Raw genomic sequence first — 15,345 nt, forward strand, 5'->3', positions numbered from 1 at the left:
CCCTACCTTTTCCCCTTTACGTAGGTTGTTACATTATTGAAAAGTCTTTTGAAGTCCTGTATCCATTTTCTCAAATTCATTTGCTACGGAATGGATATTATCAATTGTTTGTTGAAAAGCAGTACAAAATTGTTTCGTGATCTGTAAATTTTGTTGATTTGCCTCTTGTGCTTGGAAGTTCACAGATAGTGTCGTACGCGTTGCCTTATTTATAGAGCGACTAGTAGCACTTTGCATTCTATCTGAAGCATTTCTCATTTTCGTTGCAAGTTGCGTTGCCGTATGCAAATTACTTTGAAATTCTCCCATTACTTACTCCCCTCTACCTTTTACTTACAAGAAAATTATACCTCGGAAAAATATCCCAATAAACCAAATGTTCGAATTTAACATACAATTCACCACAGTTACTGAGGATACGAGCAACGCTTATCAATCAACATAACTGAGTCCAAAATGGATTCTACTTATACAAAAAAGATGACTTCAGCCATATGCTAAAGTCATCTTTTTCTACCTTATTATTTTACTAACTCTCCATTATAAGCTTTTATATTAAGCGGAGCAGTTAAAAACTGTGCTGCTTTACTAACGAAAGATGTGAAGTGTTCACTCGTATTATGGCTCGCAACTGCTGCTTCATCTTTCCATACTTCTACCATCGTATAAACACTTTCTTTTTCTGTATCTTTATATAAGTCATAAGATACATTTCCACTTTCTTCTCTTGAACCATGAATGAGTGGCTGAATTTCTTCTAAAAATGCTTGTTGTTTTGCTGGGTCTACTTGAAATATTGCGTGAATAATAATCATGGTGTTTCCCCTTTCATATTCCATATATTTCTATGATCTAATTAGATTACTTCCACTCAGCAACTTTGTCAATTGGAAGACGTACTGATTGGTAACCACTGTCAGCAGCTTTCCCGATTGAAATTAGCATTACTGGTACGTAGCGTTCTTTATCTAGTCCAAACGCTTCTGCGATTTGGTCTTTTTCAAATCCACCAATTGGACAAGTGTCATAACCGTGCGCACGAGCTGCTAGCATAAATTGCATCGCTACAAGACCACCGTCAATTAATACTGTATCTTTCATTACTTCTGGTGTAACCATAGAGAAGTAAGCTGAAAGTTTTTTCATTTGATCTTCTTTTACTTCTGCTGGCATAAGTCCACGCTCTACTGCTGTACCATAAATTTCTTCTGCGTTATCAAAGTTGTTTAAGTCACCAAATAAAGCGATCATTGCTGAAGATGTTTCTACTTGAGATTGATTGAATTTCGCAAGTGGCGCAAGTGTTGCTTTCGCTTCGTCACTTTCAATCACTACGAATCTCCATGGTTGCATGTTTACTGAAGATGGTGCAAGTGTTGCTTCTGTAAGAATTTCTGTCATTTCTTCTTTGCTAATTTTCACTGAAGGGTCGTACTTACGAATTGAACGACGTCCTGTTAAAATTTCGTTAAAATCATTTGTTTTTACTGAGTTAGTCATAGTTGTATTCTCCCTTTTTTATAATTCTTTTATATTTTCTTGAATGTGATTTAACATATTTAAAAGATTATCGCGTTCTTCCTCACTTAATCCTTTAAATGCAGATGCTGCAAAACGTTCTTTTTCCTCTTGAAATGCTTGAATTTTATTTCGTCCCTCTTCAGTAAGAGAAACTAACGTAATTCTGTTATCATCTGGATTTTTACGTCTTACAATCATTTCATTGGCCTCAAGCTGCTTTAAATGCCTTGTTATCGCAGCATTATCAATATTCACTTCTTGTTGAAGTGCTTTTTGACTAATTTCACCTACTTCATATAACTGAAGTATAAGCTCTAATCGAGACTGGCTCATACCCGTACACCCTTCAAATTTCGAACTTACTTCTTTATTTAGAAAGTGTAATTTATATAAAATAATCGCTTCTTTTGAGCATGAACTTGTCAAATTAACCCTCCTTTACAATCAAAATAAAAACATTTGATGTATCAATAGTTGATATGTCAATTAATATAATCTATATCGATTTAGAATGCAAGCATTTTGTTTTCATTTTATTTTTTCCAAATTAAGGCGCTTTGTAGCGTTACAAATAATGTTAATTGCACTATAATAATACTAATTTAAAGAACTGGAGAGTGATTGATAATGCGGCAATATACAAATAGAAATGAGGAATTGAAAATGGAAAATGAAATGAGGATATTCACAAATGACAACAATAAATATAGGGATTGTCGCGCACGTAGACGCTGGCAAGACGAGTTTGACTGAGCGTATTCTTTATGAAACGAATGTGATTAAAGAAATTGGCCGAGTAGATAGTGGTAATACACAAACTGACTCAATGGAATTAGAAAGACAACGCGGAATTACGATTAAAGCATCTGTCGTTTCTTTCTTTATTGATGCTGTAAAAGTAAATGTCATTGATACACCTGGACACGCTGATTTTATCGCTGAAGTGGAGCGATCATTCCGCGTTCTAGACGGTGCGATTTTAGTTATCTCTGCCGTTGAAGGTGTGCAAGCACAAACAAAAATTTTAATGCGAACATTACAGAAACTAAACATACCGACTATTTTATTCGTTAATAAAATTGATCGTAGTGGCGCAAACACTGAAAAAGTTATGAAACAAATAAAAGAGGTTCTTTCAAATGAAGCATTCCCCTTCTACTCTGTTCTAAACGAAGGAACGAAAGAAGCCCGGATCATTGAATACAAATCATATGACGATTGTATGGAACTGTTAGCACCATTTAATGAATCGTTACTTGAATCATATGTAAATAACGAAATAATACCGGACGCACTATTAAGAGAAAAACTAGAACAGCAAATACAGCAAGCGAATGTGTATCCAATCTTTTTCGGTTCAGCAATGACTGGTATGAGCGTAACAGAACTTCTTGAAAAACTTCCGGCTCTCATTCCAGCTCTTACATCGGCACAAGAGGAACCATTATCCGGTGTTGTTTTTAAAATTGAACGTGAACCTTCTGGAGAAAAGGTTGCTTATATAAGAGTTTTTTCAGGTAGCTTACATGTTAGAAAATATGTTAATATACAGCGCAGTAAGTCTCTATTCCATAAAGAAAAGATAAAAAAAATGTGCCTATTTCATAATGGAGATACCGTTCAAACTTCTACCGTTCCTAGCGGTGAGTTTTGTAAAGTGTGGGGGCTGAATGATATTAAAATTGGTGATATTATCGGTGAACGTACGGATTATATAAAAGATATTCACTTTGCCGAACCACAAATGGAAGCTGCCATTGATGCGGTACCTAAAGAGCAAATTCATAATTTATACGCTGTTCTTATGGAACTCTGTGAAGAAGATCCGCTCATTAAAGTTTGGAAAGACGATGTTCATAATGAACTATATATTCGCCTTTTCGGTGAGGTACAAAAAGAAGTAATTGAAACAACACTTTATGAGAAATATAATTTGCAGGTTAATTTTTCAAATACGCGAGTTGTATGTATCGAGAAACCAATTGGCGTAGGCAATTCTGTTGAAGTAATGGGTGAAAAAGAGAATCCATTTTACGCAACAATCGGATTCAAAGTTGAACGTGGTGAACTTAATTGCGGTATAACATATAAATTAGGTGTTGAGCTCGGCTCACTACCTTTAGCATTTCATAAAGCGATTGAAGATACGGTATTTCAAACGTTAAAACAAGGATTATATGGGTGGGAAGTTACAGATATTATCGTCACGTTAACACATACTGGTTATGCTAGTCCTGTTACAACAGCGAGTGACTTTAGAAACTTAACACCGCTCGTTTTAATGGATGCTTTAAAACAAGCTGCAACATATGTATATGAACCAGTTAATGCGTTTGAATTAACTGTACCGGAGCAAGCAATTAGTACCGCAATGTATAAGCTCGCTGCCGTTCCAGCAACTTTTGCAGAGCCTATATTCAATAACAATTCTTATCAGTTAACAGGATCATTACCTGTTGCGAAAACAGAGAGTTTCAAACGAATACTACATTCATTTACAGAAGGAGAAGGCATATTTACAACGAAGCCAGCTGGTTTCACAAAACTTATGGCTCCCTTCCCTACTCGAAAACGTGTTGATTATAATCCGCTGAATCGTAAGGATTATTTACTTCATGTTTTGAAGGCTTATTAAAGTAAAAGAGGTGCAATTCGCACCTCTTTTGCATGTATTAATAGGTTAGTTTGTCCTAACAACTTCTTTAAGTTTTCCTATTATTTTCGCTATAGCCTCAATTGAATTTTCCGTTTCATATCCCCCAACATTTACAGAATGATTTGCATTTTTGACAACTTCAATCTGTAAATTCGTTTTATATAACTGATCAATTTGATCTGCATTGTATTGGTGATCTTTATCCCCAATAACTAAAAACCCTTCGTGTCGACTATGTAAGATAGAATCAAAAATTGTATCAAACGTCAGTAAAGGTGTAAGTAGTATCATTTTTGACTGCGCGAATTCTTCTCTCTTCATTAAATCATTTGCAATCGGAATTGTTCCGAGTGACTTCCCTAAAAACATAGTCTCGTTGTATTGCTCATCTTTTAATACTTCATTTATTACAGGATTAATATCATCCATCATTACTTTCGTTACTTCTTCCATTGGTTTATTCATTAATTGTCCATCATAAGAATAATGAATATGTACAACATCTATTTTATGTTCAAGCATTAACATCGTTGCGTAATAAAATAACGGCTTATCATAATTGTATCCTGAACCTGAAAACATAAAGCAAACGGTACTAGAGCCTTTTTCGATATATGTGTAATAAATTACTTTGTCATTTATATGTACCTCTTTTTTAGTTCCCTTCACCATTTTCCCCTCCGAATACATTTACTTTTGTAATACGATATGTTCTGTGTGAACTGATACATCCTTTACTTTCTCTTTTATAAATGCAGGCTGTAAGTTATATGTATGCAGTTCTTCTACTGGCACCCATCTAAACAAATACGTTCTACCCTCTTCTTCCAAAATATATTGATCTGCTCCACTCGCAGGTAACTCATGTAGCTCTACTTCATAATAAAAACTAATTTCATGAAACTTTCGCTCAGAAAGTGTAAAGAAATTTTCTACTGACCATATTAATCTCTTCCCTTTAATAGGAACACCTAGTTCTTCTGCAAGTTCTCGTTGTAACGCATCCTCACTATTTTCTAGCATTTTCACTCTTCCGCCTGGTACATACCAATAATGTTCCCCTTTGTTTTGAAGAATAAGTATTTTATTATCCAGTTTACAAATTGCTCCGACGCGGTAATTAAAACATGTTTCCTCTACTTTAAACGTAAGATCCAATCTTAACGCCCCCCTTATACAAATATTGAATTATTACAAAACAATTATGTAATTGCTGTACAAATAAGGTTACTAAATTTATTCACTTCATTCAATCATTTCCTAATTTTCTGAACCATTACTTTTCATCGTTACAAGTGTATATACATATGTTACAATCATATTGCACACTAGAAAACATTATGGGGGTACGGATGGAAACGTTATTAATCCAGCAAACTGAGAAATCAAATAAGTTTTGGAAAATCGTTGTGAAAGAAAAAGACTATGTTGTGTTTTACGGAAAAATCGGCACAGCTGGCAGTGTGAAAGCGAAAGAGTTTGAAACAGAAGAAGAATGTATGAAAGAAGCTAACAAACTAATTGCTTCCAAACGTAAAAAGGGATATACAGACCCGTTGCCTGGGGAAGATTACATAAAAGAAAAAACGATAACAGAAGAAGAATTTTGGGAACTACTTAATCGTGCAAAAACGAAAGGTGAAGACCAAGAAGAACAAATAGAATGGCTTACTTCCCACCTTGCTAAACGTACAGTACATGAAATTGTAGCTTTTGATACGCATATGCATCGTCTTTTGAAAGATTCCTATACCTCCCGTTTATGGGCAGCAGCCTATATTATTATGGGTGGTTGTTCAGATGATACTTTCGATTACTTCCGCGGATGGTTATTATATCAAGGAAAAGAGACATACGAAGCTTGTATTGAAGATCCAGAACGATTAATTCCTGTATTAGAAAATTTGAGTGAGTATGACGTCCCAGAAATAGAAGAACTTTCTTTATATTTCGGTTTCACTGTATATGCAGAAAAAACTGGTGACGAAGATGATACTTACTTTACACTTTACCATGTCTTATCTAATGAAGAATTCGACGATGTAGATTTTGAATTTGACTGGAATGAAGATGATGAAGAAGGTTTAAAAAAGATGTTTCCTAAGCTATGGGAGATGTACGGAGAAGAACCGATTGAGTGGTAGATTAATTATTCGTGAAAAAGTGCCTTGTTTCTTTAGTAACAAGGCACTTTTTTTGATACTATATTTAAATTATCATCTTTCCACTCTCCCACCACTCCATAAAAGTCTTTAAAGAAGGAGCAACCCACGTTCTACTATCATTTTCATGGTTCCATACATATATATCATCTCTTTGTACTTTTCCATTCAAAATGGAATAGCCAAACAAATCACCATTTCCCCCATCAGCAAAAAATAATAAACAGTCAAAAGGCATGTATAAATCCTTAAAATCAACTATATTTCTCATACTCATATTTTCAGTTTTAATTTTTGAAGCAGACCATATAAAGTCACCGTATTCACCTTCTATACCGTTTGTTTCCTGTAATAATTGATATAAATCATTCGGTAACTCCACATGTAAACATTTTTGTATATCAGTAAGTTCATCCTTCGTAGCTGGGTTTTTCAAGCTTAAATTTGATGAGATACTGTGAATGGTGTCTTTCCACATCACCTTTTCCTCCTTATGTGCAATCAAGCATATTCAAAGAACTCCGCTAAATTTATTGATACCATCTTTCTAACAATTCCTTCTCCCTCTCGCCTGAAATACCTGCTTTTAATTCCCATTCTTCCGTACTCTCCATCCACTCATACACATCTGTAACTGTCTCGTCTATTCTTCTAAAAGTAAGCCCTTCATTAACCGCACTTTCGATACAAATAGAAAACCCGCCTCTCCACGGCTTCGTCCCACCATCTAATGGGAAAGTTTCTGGAATCCACAAAGGCATTTCTGTCCAAGGCTGCACATTGTGTTCACTCATAAACGATTCGTCTACCCAAACAAATTCAGCATCGCTATTCGTAACTTTTTTACACGTATTTAATAGCTCTTCCATCGTCAATTCATCATTCGGACCTGTTATATTGAATGTACCTGCTTTATTATTTTCTGCCATGTTGAGTCCAAATCTCGCGACATCTTTTATATCAACTATCTGCACTGGACGATTTTTTCTTCCTGGAACTAACACGTTACCTCCTTTTGCTACACGCCCGATCCAGTATGGAAGTCGATCTGTATAATCGAACATTCCTGAAAGAAGTCCTGCTCTTACGTGTAAAACACGCCCCGGCCAATACTTCTCTGCTTCTTTTTCGCATAATACTTTCAGCGCACCATAATGCTCATAAGGAGATATTTCACCATTCTCTACAGCCTTTATTTGCTCTTCCGTCGGTTCAGGTTGTAATATATAGTCTTCTTTTATGTCATGCGGAATCCAATCTTTATATACGGAAAGGCTTGAGATGAATATATAGTGTTCAATATTATCTTTAAGTACTTCTCCAACATTTCTAATGTGATGCGGAGAAAACCCACATGTATCCACAACAACATCCCATTTTCGATTTTCTAAACTTGATACATCACCATTTCTGTCACCGATCAGCTGCTCCACTTCAGGAAAAATTTCTTTGTTTGTTCCGCGGTTAAATAATGTAACTTCATGCCCTCTGTTCAAAGCCTCTTCTACAACAGCTCTTCCCAAAAATCGTGTACCACCTAGTATTAACATTTTCATGGTTCTCCCCCATTCATTATTAAAAATCGTTTCTTTTGTTAAACGAATTTCTATCATAAAAAGTTACGGGGGATTTGTTGTTTTACTTTAATCCTACAAATAAAAAGAATCCATCTTGAAAAATTAATCAATACGGATTCTTAAATTAGATATAATTGTTGAATTACTAACTCCGCACAACTTCCCCATCAACTAACTCAATAATTCTATTACACTTATTCGCTACTTCCATATCATGCGTTACAATAATAATTGTTCGCCCTTCTTCATTCAGTTGTAATAGCAAACTCATAATTTCTTCTCCCGTTTTCCTATCTAAATTCCCAGTCGGTTCATCTGCCAATATTAATTCTGGTTCGCCTACTAACGCTCTTGCAATTGCGACGCGCTGCTGCTGTCCACCCGATAGCTCGTCCGGTGTTTTATACATATGTTCTTTTAAACCTACTTTTTCTAAATAGAACTTCGCCTTATTTTCTCTTTCCCGTTGCTTTAACTTTCTATATGTGAGTGGTAGCACTACATTATCTAGTACAGTATGTTCTTTTAACAATGCAAAATATTGAAAAATAAATCCAATCATTTCATTTCTTGTTTTATGAACTTTATTTGCTCTAATTTCAGTTAATGATTTTCCATTTAACATATATTCACCCTCATTTGGCATATCAATTAACCCTATAACATTTAGTAATGTACTCTTCCCTGAGCCTGATCGCCCCATTCCGCTATAATTTCGCCCTTATTTATCGTTAAATTTATACCGTTTAACGCGAACGTATTATGATTCTTATTACTATACACCTTCTTAATATCTTTTAGTTCAATTAACCCCATTATTCCATCCCACCTATTAATGTTTTCGGTTCAAGCTTTCTAATAAATAAGAAGACAATTACATTCGAGACAACGATGATTAATAATAAGAATAGAAATACTAAAAACAATATAGGCATATCCAATTTAAAGTCTAATACCGTTGCTTCCTTTAAATCCTTCGACATTTGTAATAGAACCCCATACCTCCATGAAAAGTAAGTTATCGACATTCCTAAGCCAGTTATTGCTACAATAATGTTCTCTAAAACAATTTGAATAAACATACCAAATTTACTTTCGCCAAAAGCTATTTTTATACCAAATTCCCGCTTTCTCATCAAGATAGAAACAATGGTCGTTACTACAATTCCGACGATCGAGAATACAACGAATAAGATTCCTACTATAAGTTGAGGTATTTCCGAATAGCCGTTAAGAGTAACATCTTCATTTATTTCATCACCTAAACTTTTTAAATGAAACGTACCGCCGTTTCCTTTAAGTTGAATTGATTCTTCTAGTTTCTTTACATCTGCACCTTTTTGTAAATATAAAACTGTACTTTGATGTAGTCTTAAAAACATTGCTTCATATTTTTCAAATCTATCAAATGACATAGGCATTATCATTGCGTAATCCAACTTCAAATATGTGTTCGTCGTATTATTATTTACGATAAATTTATTTTCTGGCAAAAACCCTATAATTGTATATCGATCATTAATTGTATCTCCAACTTGAAAATATTTCTTAAAGTAAGAACCCATTAAAACTTTTGTTTTTTCTTCACTATTTTTTTGAAAGTCATCATGCGAGAAACCTTCTTCAGGTTTTAAAGGTAAACGTAACATTTTATAGTAATTTTCATCTACAAAAATTGTTTTAATAGTAGGTCTTTCATCGTGAAACGTTTTATGTTTCAAATCAGTAATCATACTGTTTTGAAATGGTCTATTACTTGACTCTATTTCAATAACTCGCTCCTCGTATGTACCATACGAAATCACATCTTTATTTTGATAAATTGTATTATAAACCGCTTGAATTTTCTCTTTATTAAATTGATTGCTTTGTAATCTATCTGTCGTCATTTCAAAAGTAACTAAATATGTTTTATCCACATTTAATACCGAGCTGGATTTATCGTTTAGATGGTGTAAATTATAAAATACATTAATTGAACTCGTTAGAGTTGCTAATCCAAATGTAATCTGTATTAGAAGAAGTACGGAAAATAGAAATCTCTTTTTTAATGCTATGAACGCACTTTTTATTCTCATCATTTTTACTCCTTTAATGCTTTAGCAGGTTCACTTTTAAGCACATATACAAATGGTATTACAGAGAGGATGAAAGCTATAGTAAGTGAAAGAAATACACACATTACAATATGAGTAGACTGTAAACTAATACTATAACTTGTAAACTCTATAATATTTTCACTCAAAATGCTAAAAATCCATTGTATGCATATTGCACAGGCTGATGCAGTGATTGCACATAAAAATAATTGACTAAATATAAAAATAAAAAGATTTATATTACTTGCTCCCAAAGCTTTCCTTAACGACAAACTTTTTTTCTTCGTATAAATCCAATAATAACTTACTATTATATTGGTAATGAAAGCTATACATAAAAGCCTATATGGAAAACTGAGTAACTCTTCTACGGCTTCACTTGAGTTTTTTTCCTTTTCATAGTTCTCTTTTTCACTAATCACTTTGGCATTTATATCTTTATTGTTCTGTTTCATATGCTGTATGAAAGTTTCTATTTCCTTGATAGGGTTTTCATTAGAACGAACAATCATTTGGAATGTATTATCTTTTTGTATCATCTGTTTCACCTCATCTGGCATGTCATTTAGAGAGACGAAAATTTTAATATTATACTCATATCCAGTATTTTCTCCAGCTACGCCTTTAACTGTATATTCCTTATTAAATAATTTTATTGTTGCCATATCCTTATAAATTTTCTTCCCCACTATTACACTATTTTTTTCATCTTGTCCCATCTGAGAACCTTTTAGCAAAGGTGGAGACCAATTTTTATTAAGGAGACCATTCATTATTACGTGGCCGATATCCGGAATAGTAATACGAATATCATTTGTAATAACACTAGCGTTTTTAAAATCAGATTCTATTAACGTCTGAAATTGTTCGAAATTGATTTCCCCCATATTAGTAAGTTGAACTGAATAGTAATAATTAAAATAACCATTTTTACTATCATAAAATTTCTCATCATAATAATCTCGCGTCGACATTGCGATCAGGATTGGCCATATTGTCAATACAAATCCAATAAATAGCATAATGAATATTGTTTTGTTCACCACTATTTCTTTTAATACTAGATTCATATATCCTCCTCATTTTAAAAACCGTGAAAAAGGTATGTATCCTTTTTCACGGTTTTTGTTGATTTTTATTTAATTACCATTTCCTTAGAAGTGTACGCACTATCCCCTACCATTATCCATTCATGACCCGAATAACCTCTGGTCACCGGTCCTTTGGATGCAACGCTAACGTTTATACGATCTGAAATTTTAGCATCATACAATGCTAACTCTTTAGAAGTCCCATCATCAAAGCTAGCTCTTACAGTCATCTTGTAAAAATGAGGTTCGTCCTTTTTTGCAGTATAGGCAGTTGCCTTAGCTTTTGCTCCGCTTCCTGTCCACGTTGCATTATTATCCCAACTAATCGAAGCAAATGAAACGGAAGAAACCATACCTAATAAAGAAGCAGTTAATCCTGTAACAGCTAAAGTTTTTGGAAGTAAGCTTTTCATATATCCTTAATCTCCCTTTTTAAAATATTCACTTAAATATTTAAGTATTTTTAGGCCTTGTCCCCATTATACATAAAGAAAGACTTTTTATATTAAAAAACCCTAATATTTACACTTTTAACAAAACCCTTACATTCCCATGAACTTTACGTCACAAAACAAAAAGATGGTATAAAACCAAAATTCACCCCATCTTTTTACTACCATTATTGATTTGACTGTATGCCAGGAAAAATATATTTCACAATCAATTCCCATCTATCCCGTGCATTCGGCATAGCTTCAGAAGCAATTACTACAACCAAATCCTTCTCTGGAATACAACAAATCATATTCCCACCGTCACCTATAGCACAGTATGAAAAGATTCCATCTTCTTCTCGAAACCACCATAAGTAACCATATTGATTTTGGTTCATTTCTGTTGATTCTTTTATCCATGATTTTGATAGTATTTGTTTTCCATTATGAATACCTTCATTCAAATACATCTGTCCAAACTTAGCCATATCCCTAACAGTTAACGTTAGTCCCCATCCGCCTGTCGAAATACCATTTGGATCGTGAACCCACCCTTTCACATCTTTTCCGAATAAGTCATCGAATCCAAATGCTTTCATATTATAGTTTGGAATTTCTCTCATACCGAGTGACTGAAATAGCTGTTCGTTCGCAAATTCACGCGCACTTTTTCCTGTTACGCTCGTAATAATTGCTGATAATAAATGAGCTCCTGCAGATGAATATTTAAAAGATCCAATTTCTCCGCCATTCCCCATCCTATTAAGTGTATACTGTACCCAATCCTGTTGTGTACATAATTCTTCTAACGGTTCCTGCCAGTCTACAAAAGGATATGGCGCTGTCATTGTAAGTAAGTGTCTCACTGTTACTTCAGATGCCGTACGTTTATATTCAGGGAAAAACTCTATTACTTTTTGATCTACACTTTTTATATAGCCCTTATCTATACATATTCCAATTAGCGCAGAGATTATCGTTTTTGTAACTGACGCTACATGAAATGTATCATTTTGTCCGTAATCGTTATAATATTTTTCAAAAATAACATTACCTTTCCGCACTACTAACATACCATTCATATTTTCATATTCTTCTTTTATAATCTGATCTAACTTTTCAGCAGTTTTCATTATTCTTTCCCCTTTAACCTATGATTAAAAAGGTTCGATAGGTACATATATATCAACTATATGTTTATGCTTTGGATTATTTCTATATACTTCAAAAGGATACGAGTCTCTCGGTTTATATCCGCTATTTGGCAGCCATTCACCGTATAAGAAATCCCATGCTCCTTTATATTCATCTTGGAATATTTCAAAATGTCCTACTGCATATTTTCCAGAAGGTATTACCATTATTCCAACGTCGTTCGTTTCTACTGTGGATTCATCTGAAATTGTTACACATAGACTTGTTCTTAAATGATAGTCCTCAGTAAATTCATGATGATCGTGGTAAATGGTTAATACTTTCGTATCCTCAAATACATGATAGTTTTTCTTCGCCGCGTAATGAAATAATTTTTCTATCATTTCTGGAAAAGCTATAGCTAACTCTTCATATGTACCTGTATGTCTTATGTATGCGACGTTTATATCGTCCGCTGTTACAATTCCAACATTTCCTCGAACCTTCTTACATTCATTGTATTGAGGAATTCCCCTTACGTCTTTGCAATTCTTGCTATTATCGTTTCGATATTGAGACGGACTTACACCGTAATGACTTTTAAATGTTCGGGAAAAAACTGCTGAATCTGTGAATCCGAAGTGATACGCAATATCTGTAATCGTCATGTCTGCGCGATATGTAAGTAGATGTGTTGCCCTTTCTAGTTTCAAGCGATTCACATACCGAGATAATGGCTCATCAACTATTCCTTTAAAAATCCGATGAAAATGATACTTCGAAAATCCTGCTATATCAGCTAGCTCTTCAATGGATAATGAACTGTCTATGTTTGATTCTATATAATCTTGAACCTTATGTATGCGTCTTACATACTCATTTCTACTCTGTTTATTCTCCATACTCTTTATCTCCTCACAACAAAAAGAACCATCCTAGAATACTTTTAGGACGGCTTTCTATTCGTAATAGATTCTTCCATATTCTATTGTTAAATCGATATAATTTCACTATATTTTTTAAATTGATGGTAATGTGGCAGTATCCCGATTTAATTGAAAGAAACAACTATTTTTTTATAGCCCTACGCAAATTAATAATATTATTGGGATTTAGCTCCCATTGTCTCATAAGTTCTTTTTGTCTTGTTTTTAAGTCTTCAAATGGTTCTTCCACTATGTCGATTTTATTAAATTTCCCTTCGAAAACTAAAGCATTTTTTATCTTTTTATATCCACCAAAACCTAAGTCATCATTTAGTAACCAGACTACTCTCTGTATTTTTGCGAATAAAATACCCCCTGTACACATTGGACACGGTTCCAACGTGCTATAAATAGTAAACTTCTCATTTTTTATTTTTGCATCAAACATTGCTTCCCCTGCATTGCGAATAGCGTCTATCTCTGCGTGAGCTGTTATGTCTTTTTGTGGATGCACTCTATTTCTTCCTCTTGCAATGACATTATTATTTCCATCAACAATAACTGCTCCTACTGGATATGTATTTTCTTTTAATGCCATTTCAGCTTCTTCCAATGCCATCTGTAAAAAATATCTATCTCTTTCAAATTTCATATAGATCCCTCTTTTTTAGATGAAATTTTGTTACGGAAATTCATTTCGACTATCATACTACCCTCTATCAAGCTAACAAAATCAGTCATTCTTTATGCAACGGATAACGTTTTGATATACATTTAACTCAGTACGTTTAGGTAAAGCTTATTTCACTACACATGTTTCAAAAATAAAACTCTACTCCCGCCATTCCCATCATAATTTGTATGTACCGATACACCCTCTACCTCATCATCCCCAGCCTCAATTCGAAAACCGATTTCTTGATGAAACTGTATCGACTTTTTATTAGTTGGTGACGTAATTGCTCTTACAACTTTACGATTATTTGCACGAGCGACATCAAAGAAATAAGAATACAATGTCGATGCGATTCCTCTTCTTCTATACTTCGGATTTACACCGATAAAATGAACGTATGCTTCATCTTTATATGTTTGTGAAAAAAATCCACATAAGAAACCTAACGTTTCGCCCTCTTCTTCAATGATAAAACTCGTTTCTTGAAAGTGAACGAAAAACAATTTTGGCAACATGGCAGCCATGTCTCTCCCGCCCCACCAATCATTTAAAACAGAATGAATCTTTACATAATCTTCCCCTTGGATGTTTCTTACTCGCATATGTTTCTCCCTCTCACTCACTTCATTTTTTCATAAATTTTAATGACTGTTTCTACTAAAAGGATAAATACCCATATCCCGCAAAATACGAGAACGGACTGGAATATAGAACCTAGCATAACAATACTTATTAAACCTAATTCTGATCCTGAAATGGATATTTCATCAAACCCAAGATTATGTATAAATGGACCAGTAGAAAAAGCCATTAAAATAGAGCCTATTAAATAAATAGCACTCATTATTTTTAATATTTTTATAGAAAGATACGTAGTTTGTTTTTCTTCCACTTGTGATAATTCGATTTCTCCGCTTGCAATTCCTTTTTGCAAACAGTCCTCACATAGAAATTCTTCCTTAATTTTTTTACCACCGTGCAACGTACCTGTAATTTCTTTACAGCGCGTACACTTTCGATTTATCATTTTGTTATCACTCCAATCTCGTAAGATTATACTTATACAATT

18 protein-coding genes and 1 pseudogene are annotated in these 15,345 nt (G+C 33.9%); 2 read left to right on the forward strand and 17 right to left on the reverse strand.

Annotated elements, in window-relative coordinates; genetic code table 11:
* Nucleotides 1–33: 33 nt before the first annotated feature.
* From NST27_RS14625 to NST27_RS14640, 4 genes are all read right to left on the reverse strand, one after another.
* Nucleotides 34–309 (reverse strand): TIGR04197 family type VII secretion effector, encoded by a 276-nt coding sequence (locus NST27_RS14625; RefSeq protein ID WP_000503641.1) that lies wholly within the window; start codon nt 307–309, stop codon nt 34–36.
* A gap of 212 nt (nt 310–521) precedes the next feature.
* A complete protein-coding gene (locus NST27_RS14630; protein ID WP_000583805.1) occupies nt 522–815 on the reverse strand; it encodes a putative quinol monooxygenase in 294 nt (97 codons plus the stop codon).
* 46 nt (nt 816–861) lie between these two features.
* On the reverse strand, nt 862–1,500 hold the full coding sequence (locus tag NST27_RS14635; RefSeq protein WP_000185390.1) for a nitroreductase family protein: 639 nt from the start codon (nt 1,498–1,500) through the stop codon (nt 862–864).
* A gap of 18 nt (nt 1,501–1,518) precedes the next feature.
* On the reverse strand, nt 1,519–1,947 hold the full coding sequence (locus NST27_RS14640; protein ID WP_000204172.1) for a MarR family winged helix-turn-helix transcriptional regulator: 429 nt from the start codon (nt 1,945–1,947) through the stop codon (nt 1,519–1,521).
* Between the two features lie 265 nt (nt 1,948–2,212).
* On the opposite strand from NST27_RS14640, the gene NST27_RS14645 reads away from it, so the two are divergent.
* Complete coding sequence (locus NST27_RS14645; protein ID WP_000207799.1) at nt 2,213–4,156, forward strand: elongation factor G; 1,944 nt, start codon at nt 2,213–2,215, stop codon at nt 4,154–4,156.
* A 45-nt stretch (nt 4,157–4,201) separates the two neighbouring features.
* Here the strand turns inward: NST27_RS14645 and NST27_RS14650 are convergent, their stop codons facing one another.
* Together NST27_RS14650 and NST27_RS14655 are read right to left on the reverse strand one after the other, a co-directional pair.
* Complete coding sequence (locus tag NST27_RS14650) at nt 4,202–4,867, reverse strand: alpha/beta hydrolase (protein WP_118043482.1); 666 nt, start codon at nt 4,865–4,867, stop codon at nt 4,202–4,204.
* A complete protein-coding gene (locus NST27_RS14655; RefSeq protein ID WP_000366240.1) occupies nt 4,868–5,335 on the reverse strand; it encodes an NUDIX hydrolase in 468 nt (155 codons plus the stop codon).
* A gap of 194 nt (nt 5,336–5,529) precedes the next feature.
* Here NST27_RS14655 and NST27_RS14660 point away from each other — a divergent pair, with 194 nt between their 5' ends.
* Entirely contained in the window at nt 5,530–6,321 is a 792-nt protein-coding gene (locus NST27_RS14660) for a DUF4240 domain-containing protein (protein ID WP_000449110.1), read from the forward strand.
* Nucleotides 6,322–6,385: 64 nt separating this feature from the next.
* Here the strand turns inward: NST27_RS14660 and NST27_RS14665 are convergent, their stop codons facing one another.
* From NST27_RS14665 to NST27_RS14715, 11 genes and pseudogenes are all read right to left on the reverse strand, one after another.
* Nucleotides 6,386–6,817 (reverse strand): SMI1/KNR4 family protein, encoded by a 432-nt coding sequence (locus NST27_RS14665; protein ID WP_000265342.1) that lies wholly within the window; start codon nt 6,815–6,817, stop codon nt 6,386–6,388.
* 52 nt (nt 6,818–6,869) lie between these two features.
* Nucleotides 6,870–7,895, reverse strand: a complete 1,026-nt coding sequence (locus NST27_RS14670) for an SDR family oxidoreductase (RefSeq protein ID WP_000783060.1) — start codon at nt 7,893–7,895, stop codon at nt 6,870–6,872.
* A 166-nt stretch (nt 7,896–8,061) separates the two neighbouring features.
* Nucleotides 8,062–8,732: pseudogene (locus NST27_RS14675) on the reverse strand (ABC transporter ATP-binding protein).
* On the reverse strand, nt 8,732–9,997 hold the full coding sequence (locus NST27_RS14680) for an ABC transporter permease (RefSeq protein WP_001986462.1): 1,266 nt from the start codon (nt 9,995–9,997) through the stop codon (nt 8,732–8,734). Before NST27_RS14680 ends, NST27_RS14675 begins: the two are co-directional and overlap by 1 nt.
* A gap of 2 nt (nt 9,998–9,999) precedes the next feature.
* The gene (locus NST27_RS14685) at nt 10,000–11,085 is read right to left on the reverse strand and encodes an FtsX-like permease family protein (RefSeq protein ID WP_001055055.1); all 1,086 of its coding nucleotides are present in this window, start codon (nt 11,083–11,085) and stop codon (nt 10,000–10,002) included.
* Nucleotides 11,086–11,150: 65 nt separating this feature from the next.
* On the reverse strand, nt 11,151–11,519 hold the full coding sequence (locus NST27_RS14690) for a hypothetical protein (protein WP_000838682.1): 369 nt from the start codon (nt 11,517–11,519) through the stop codon (nt 11,151–11,153).
* A gap of 206 nt (nt 11,520–11,725) precedes the next feature.
* Nucleotides 11,726–12,673, reverse strand: coding sequence for a serine hydrolase domain-containing protein (locus NST27_RS14695; protein WP_000844657.1), 948 nt, complete (start codon nt 12,671–12,673; stop codon nt 11,726–11,728).
* A gap of 24 nt (nt 12,674–12,697) precedes the next feature.
* Nucleotides 12,698–13,576 carry an AraC family transcriptional regulator gene (locus NST27_RS14700; RefSeq protein WP_047386403.1) on the reverse strand — a complete coding sequence of 293 codons (879 nt, stop codon included), beginning with the start codon at nt 13,574–13,576 and terminating at the stop codon, nt 12,698–12,700.
* Nucleotides 13,577–13,742: 166 nt separating this feature from the next.
* Nucleotides 13,743–14,252 carry a nucleoside deaminase gene (locus NST27_RS14705; protein ID WP_000667405.1) on the reverse strand — a complete coding sequence of 170 codons (510 nt, stop codon included), beginning with the start codon at nt 14,250–14,252 and terminating at the stop codon, nt 13,743–13,745.
* Between the two features lie 155 nt (nt 14,253–14,407).
* A complete protein-coding gene (locus NST27_RS14710; protein WP_001266059.1) occupies nt 14,408–14,878 on the reverse strand; it encodes a GNAT family N-acetyltransferase in 471 nt (156 codons plus the stop codon).
* A 17-nt stretch (nt 14,879–14,895) separates the two neighbouring features.
* Nucleotides 14,896–15,303, reverse strand: a complete 408-nt coding sequence (locus tag NST27_RS14715; protein WP_000610503.1) for a DUF3980 domain-containing protein — start codon at nt 15,301–15,303, stop codon at nt 14,896–14,898.
* Nucleotides 15,304–15,345 lie beyond the last annotated feature (42 nt).

The organism is Bacillus sp. FSL W8-0770, assembly GCF_038008705.1.
GTDB lineage: Bacteria > Bacillota > Bacilli > Bacillales > Bacillaceae_G > Bacillus_A > Bacillus_A cereus.

Excerpts from the sequence above, each read along its gene's own strand:
- NST27_RS14625 (WP_000503641.1), bottom strand. The coding sequence starts at position 309 with ATGGGAGAATTTCAAAGTAATTTGCATACGGCAACGCAACTTGCAACG.
- NST27_RS14630 (WP_000583805.1), bottom strand. The coding sequence starts at position 815 with ATGATTATTATTCACGCAATATTTCAAGTAGACCCAGCAAAACAACAA.
- NST27_RS14635 (WP_000185390.1), bottom strand. The coding sequence starts at position 1,500 with ATGACTAACTCAGTAAAAACAAATGATTTTAACGAAATTTTAACAGGA.
- NST27_RS14645 (WP_000207799.1), top strand. The coding sequence starts at position 2,213 with ATGACAACAATAAATATAGGGATTGTCGCGCACGTAGACGCTGGCAAG.
- NST27_RS14650 (WP_118043482.1), bottom strand. The coding sequence starts at position 4,867 with ATGTATTCGGAGGGGAAAATGGTGAAGGGAACTAAAAAAGAGGTACAT.
- NST27_RS14660 (WP_000449110.1), top strand. The coding sequence starts at position 5,530 with ATGGAAACGTTATTAATCCAGCAAACTGAGAAATCAAATAAGTTTTGG.
- NST27_RS14665 (WP_000265342.1), bottom strand. The coding sequence starts at position 6,817 with ATGTGGAAAGACACCATTCACAGTATCTCATCAAATTTAAGCTTGAAA.
- NST27_RS14670 (WP_000783060.1), bottom strand. The coding sequence starts at position 7,895 with ATGAAAATGTTAATACTAGGTGGTACACGATTTTTGGGAAGAGCTGTT.
- NST27_RS14680 (WP_001986462.1), bottom strand. The coding sequence starts at position 9,997 with ATGATGAGAATAAAAAGTGCGTTCATAGCATTAAAAAAGAGATTTCTA.
- NST27_RS14685 (WP_001055055.1), bottom strand. The coding sequence starts at position 11,085 with ATGAATCTAGTATTAAAAGAAATAGTGGTGAACAAAACAATATTCATT.
- NST27_RS14690 (WP_000838682.1), bottom strand. The coding sequence starts at position 11,519 with ATGAAAAGCTTACTTCCAAAAACTTTAGCTGTTACAGGATTAACTGCT.
- NST27_RS14695 (WP_000844657.1), bottom strand. The coding sequence starts at position 12,673 with ATGAAAACTGCTGAAAAGTTAGATCAGATTATAAAAGAAGAATATGAA.
- NST27_RS14700 (WP_047386403.1), bottom strand. The coding sequence starts at position 13,576 with ATGGAGAATAAACAGAGTAGAAATGAGTATGTAAGACGCATACATAAG.
- NST27_RS14705 (WP_000667405.1), bottom strand. The coding sequence starts at position 14,252 with ATGAAATTTGAAAGAGATAGATATTTTTTACAGATGGCATTGGAAGAA.
- NST27_RS14710 (WP_001266059.1), bottom strand. The coding sequence starts at position 14,878 with ATGCGAGTAAGAAACATCCAAGGGGAAGATTATGTAAAGATTCATTCT.
- NST27_RS14715 (WP_000610503.1), bottom strand. The coding sequence starts at position 15,303 with ATGATAAATCGAAAGTGTACGCGCTGTAAAGAAATTACAGGTACGTTG.